Origin of the sequence: Sneathia sp. DSM 16631, from assembly GCF_014892235.1 — a bacterium.
GTDB classification, from domain to species: domain Bacteria; phylum Fusobacteriota; class Fusobacteriia; order Fusobacteriales; family Leptotrichiaceae; genus Sneathia; species Sneathia vaginalis.
The window spans coordinates 1-4336 of record NZ_JADBHL010000026.1 but is presented as its reverse complement, the minus strand read 5'-3'; the positions used below and the strand labels follow the sequence as shown (position 1 = coordinate 4336).

Sequence of the window (4336 nt, the reverse complement as noted above, 5' to 3'; positions counted from 1 at the left end):
CTAAGAATAAGACAAGCAGTCTAAAAGGAAGTATAAAGAACCGTAGGAACTACGGGGATAGCTTGGTAAATATAGTTTGCAAAAGCAACTACTTCCCAAGAAGAAGCTTCCACTTCAAAAATTACAAAGTAATTTTAAGTGGGAGAGGTTCACTGGGATTACATTATTGTGATAAAAATAATAATTATGCATCTGTATATGCTAAAAATATTATATACAATAAGTTAAGTGATTCCAAAATATATAATGATGTTATAAAGTCAAGAAAAATACCATTAAAAAGTTTCAAAGATAGAGTATTAACAATAAATTTCTTTTTAAAGAATTTAGAAAAAGCCCGATTTGTTAGTATGAATAACAAAAATACGACTATAAAGTCTGTAAAATTTTTACTGGAAATAAATGATAACAAATATTTGCAACTTGGTTTAGCAATAGATAAATGTGGGACTTATTATATGGAAATATTTTTAGTAAGAAATAATGATAATAATATTAAATATATCCCTAATTGTACAATTAAAGATATTTATAAAAAAACAAGCGAAAAAATAATTAGATTTTCATTTGATACTGAAAAGCAAGCTAAACTAGATGAAGTTGCAAAGATAGATAAAAACTATGATTATCACGAAGCGTTAAATAAGAGTATTGAAGAAATAAAACATGAAAAGCAAATAATTAATATGTGGAGCAATAGAAGTTACGATGATGAATTTGAAAGATAAAAATTAAATGACGAATTAGAGCTATATGGAGTTAATAAAGATAGTTTGCTATACAAGTATAGAATTAAGTGTAGAATTTTAGACCTGAAATAATTAATAACAGAAAATATAAATAATTATACTAGAAATGTTTGTAGGCATAAAATCTAAAGAAATTTATGAAGAAAAAATAAAGGCATAACTACTATAAAAAAACTCGTCATTTAGGGTTGCAATTTAGTATAATATATAATATGAAAAAAAGTTGTTGACATAAGATTTAAAAAATGCTATTATAATTATTGTCTTGATGGAACGGTGTTTAGCGCAGCTCGGTAGCGCACTTGCCTTGGGAGCAAGGGGTCGTAGGTTCAAATCCTATAACACCGACCATGCGGGAATAGCTCAGATGGTAGAGCGTCAGCCTTCCAAGCTGAATGTCGCGAGTTCGACCCTCGTTTCCCGCTCCATCTATGGTGACCGTAGTTCAGTTGGTAGAGCGCCAGTCTGTGGATCTGGTTGTCGCGAGTTCAAATCTCGTCGGTCACCCCACTTGAACAAAATATGCGTGAGTGGCGAAATTGGTAAACGCACTAGACTTAGGATCTAGCGCTTCGGCTTGAGAGTTCGAGTCTCTCCTCGCGCACCACTTTTAGAAGCTAAGCTTCTTTTTTTTATACATTTTGTTGATTTTCATTAAAAAATCTGTATAATATGATTGAATGGAGTGAAAAAATGAATTGTAAATTTAGTAAAGACAAGATTTTAAAAGTTGCAAAGAAAGAATTCTTAAAAAAAGGGTATAAGGGTGTTTCAATGCGTCATATTGCAAAGTTATGTAAGTTAACAACTGGTGCTATATATGGTAATTTTAAAAATAAGGAAGATATGTTTAATCAAATCATCTTAGTGGATATGCCAAAAATACATGAAGTTTTTGAAATTGCTAAATCTAAATCATTAGCTTGTAACAAAAAAGTGGTGGATATATTAAAAAAAGGTATAATAACTGAAGAAGTAATGGATGAAGCTATGAATATGTATAAGATTATGTTTGAATACAAGGATAGTTTCATACTATTATACTCATCACAAGGTACAGAATATGAAAAGATAGTTAATACCTTTACAGAAGAAGATATTAAATCAACAATAGATCTATACAAAAAAGTAAAAGGTGTAGTAAAGATAGAGAAATATATAGAAAGAATATTAAGATTAATAGCAAGGGAATGCTTTAGTGGAGCTATTCCTTTCCTTATAGATTATGAAAACTATGAAAAAGCTAAACCATATCTAAGACTATATTTCAAATATTACCTTACAAGCTTTTTGTTTTTAGTAAACTACAAAGAAAATTTGACAAAGTAATAGAAAAATTGCTATAATATCATTGCCTTGCTTTAAGGGGCTTACTCTTAGGGCTATTAAACCAGAAGGAAAGGAGAAAAGAAAATGACAAAATACGAAATTATGTTCATACTTTCAACACATTTAACAGATGAAGAAAAGAAAGAAAGTGTTGCAAAGGTTGAAGACATATTAGCTAAAGCTGGAGCACAAGAAATTTCTACTGAAATCATGGGAGAAAGAAAATTAGCTTATCCTATTAAGAAAAAAGAAAATGGATATTATGTTTTAACAAACTTTGTTATTGATGGAACAAAACTAATCGATGTTGAAACTAAGTTAAATATAACTGAAAGTTTATTAAAATACATGATTGTTAAGAATGAGAAGTAAACCAGGAAGGTGAACTAAATGAATTATGTAGGATTAATGGGTAGATTAACAAGGGACCCTGAATTAAAGCAAACATCATCTGGAAAATCATATTGTAGATTTTCTATTGCAGTAAAAAAAGAATTTGTTAAAGATGGCGTTGATTTTATAAACTGCGTTGCTTGGGATAAAAGAGCTGAGTTTATAGCCAACTACTTTGGTAAAGGACAAAGAATACTAGTCCAAGGAAGAATTAATGTAGGATCATATGAAGTCAACGGAGAAAAGAGAAATTCATTTGATGTAGTAGTAGATAGGGCAGAATTTATTGAAACACAATCTAATTCTGGTTCAAGTTTTGACAAGAACGCAGATACAAATGATTATATAGATACCGTAGATGATCCTGATGATGGTGAGGATTTCCCATTCTAAAAGGAGGTAAGAAATATGAAACCAGTTGCTGAATTTAAGAGAAGAAAAAGAAGACCAAAAGTTAAATTTAAAATAGAAGAAATTAATTACAAAAATGCAGAATTATTAAAAAACTTTATGAATGATAAAGGAAAAATATCTCCTGCAAGAGTAACAGGTCTTGATGCTAAACTTCAAAGAAAAATAGCAAAGGAAATAAAGAGAGCAAGACAAATCGCTTTATTACCATATACAAAGATAGAAAAATAGATTATACAGTGAGGCTAAAATTATGGTCTCACTTTTTTAATGATAGTTGATTCTGCTAGCATTTTCCTGTATAATAAGGCGAGGTGAGAAATTTGAAAAAAAAGTTACAATATTTTTTGTTACTATTACTAGGATTAATAGTAGTAATTACTGCCATAGTTAAGGAATTATGGGTGTTGAATAAGGAGAAAAAACAAAATGACAGTGTAGTTATTACCGATGTCAAAAAGAAAAATTTCAAATCTGAATTATTGGAAAATATAGTAGATAGTTTTAAAGATTTATCAAATAAGGAAGAACTTAAGCTTGATAATTTCTCATTGGTTAAGTATGATAACAAGACATATTTTAAAATAGAGATACCTGAATTAAAAAATAGTACATATTTAATACATTATGAGGGTATAAATGTAACAACACTACATGCTAATATATTAGAAGTAAATGAAAAAAATATGCCCATTTTTCAAAAAGCAATAAGTGTACTTATACAAGTATCAGATAAGAGTATAAAAAGAGAGGAAGCACTACAAATCTTATCAGAACTTTTGACTAGTTTAAATAAGAATAAAAGTTCGGTACAAATAAAGTACATTAATGGCTTAGTCTATACAATAGAAGTTAAGGATGATAAGAGTATATTGTTTACTGTCAAGTAGGTAATATTCCATCTTGACAAGTGTACACCACGTGTGAAGGTGTATATTATGCTTGCAGTCCAGATTTTAATAAGTTTAAAGATGGTTCTATCGATTATCATGTTACTTATGGAGATACGATTGATGAGGCAGTAAACAATGTATCTGAAGTAATTGTTTTAGAAATGAATGACTATGTTAATGAAAATATAGAAATTCCTAGATTATCAACTTTTGATGAGTTGCAAGAAAAAGTTGGAGAAAATCAAATCATATCGTTTATAAGGTTTAATTTAGAATATGAGATAGCAAAAGTAAAGCAAGCTTTAAAAAATAAGACTGTTGTATTACCAGTGTGGCTAGATATATTAGCACAAGAACAAAAAATTAATTTTTCTCAGTTATTACAACAGGCTTTAAAAGAAGAATTGAAGATAAAGTGATGTAGTTAAAAAAAGACTAAATGCTCATTAGCATTTAGCCTTTTTTTGTTTCTTACTTGTCTATTTTTGCAACAACTCCAGAAGCTACTGTTCTTCCACCTTCTCTTATCGCAAATCTTAATCCTGGTTCCATTGCGATTGG

General features: G+C 29.2%; 8 protein-coding genes and 4 tRNA genes. 11 read left to right on the top strand and 1 reads right to left on the bottom strand.

Going from position 1 to position 4336, the window contains the following annotated elements; translation table 11 throughout:
- From IMK15_RS06210 to IMK15_RS06160, 11 genes are all read left to right on the top strand, one after another.
- Positions 1-728 (top strand): hypothetical protein (locus tag IMK15_RS06210; protein WP_226869236.1); only part of this gene is annotated, 728 nt, incomplete at its 5' end.
- 295 nt (positions 729-1023) lie between these two features.
- Positions 1024-1100, top strand: a tRNA-Pro gene (locus IMK15_RS06205).
- 1 nt (position 1101) lies between these two features.
- A tRNA-Gly gene (locus tag IMK15_RS06200) sits at positions 1102-1177 on the top strand.
- 6 nt (positions 1178-1183) lie between these two features.
- Positions 1184-1259: transfer RNA gene (locus IMK15_RS06195), tRNA-His, on the top strand.
- A gap of 14 nt (positions 1260-1273) precedes the next feature.
- Positions 1274-1356: transfer RNA gene (locus IMK15_RS06190), tRNA-Leu, on the top strand.
- A gap of 86 nt (positions 1357-1442) precedes the next feature.
- Positions 1443-2078: a TetR/AcrR family transcriptional regulator gene (locus IMK15_RS06185; RefSeq protein WP_046328811.1), complete on the top strand. Its 636-nt coding sequence runs from the start codon at positions 1443-1445 to the stop codon at positions 2076-2078.
- A gap of 84 nt (positions 2079-2162) precedes the next feature.
- Positions 2163-2450 carry a 30S ribosomal protein S6 gene (gene rpsF / locus IMK15_RS06180; RefSeq protein WP_046328810.1) on the top strand — a complete coding sequence of 96 codons (288 nt, stop codon included), beginning with the start codon at positions 2163-2165 and terminating at the stop codon, positions 2448-2450.
- An 18-nt stretch (positions 2451-2468) separates the two neighbouring features.
- On the top strand, positions 2469-2864 hold the full coding sequence (locus tag IMK15_RS06175) for a single-stranded DNA-binding protein (RefSeq protein WP_046328809.1): 396 nt from the start codon (positions 2469-2471) through the stop codon (positions 2862-2864).
- 15 nt (positions 2865-2879) lie between these two features.
- Positions 2880-3113, top strand: coding sequence for a 30S ribosomal protein S18 (rpsR, locus tag IMK15_RS06170; RefSeq protein ID WP_046328808.1), 234 nt, complete (start codon positions 2880-2882; stop codon positions 3111-3113).
- 92 nt (positions 3114-3205) lie between these two features.
- Positions 3206-3772, top strand: coding sequence for a hypothetical protein (locus IMK15_RS06165; protein ID WP_192942270.1), 567 nt, complete (start codon positions 3206-3208; stop codon positions 3770-3772).
- A 20-nt stretch (positions 3773-3792) separates the two neighbouring features.
- A complete protein-coding gene (locus IMK15_RS06160) occupies positions 3793-4194 on the top strand; it encodes a type II toxin-antitoxin system HicB family antitoxin (RefSeq protein WP_192942269.1) in 402 nt (133 codons plus the stop codon).
- Between the two features lie 52 nt (positions 4195-4246).
- On the opposite strand, the gene IMK15_RS06155 is transcribed toward IMK15_RS06160, so the two are convergent.
- Positions 4247-4336, bottom strand: a 90-nt coding sequence (locus IMK15_RS06155; protein ID WP_226869204.1) for a hypothetical protein, incomplete at its 5' end; no start/stop codon positions are given.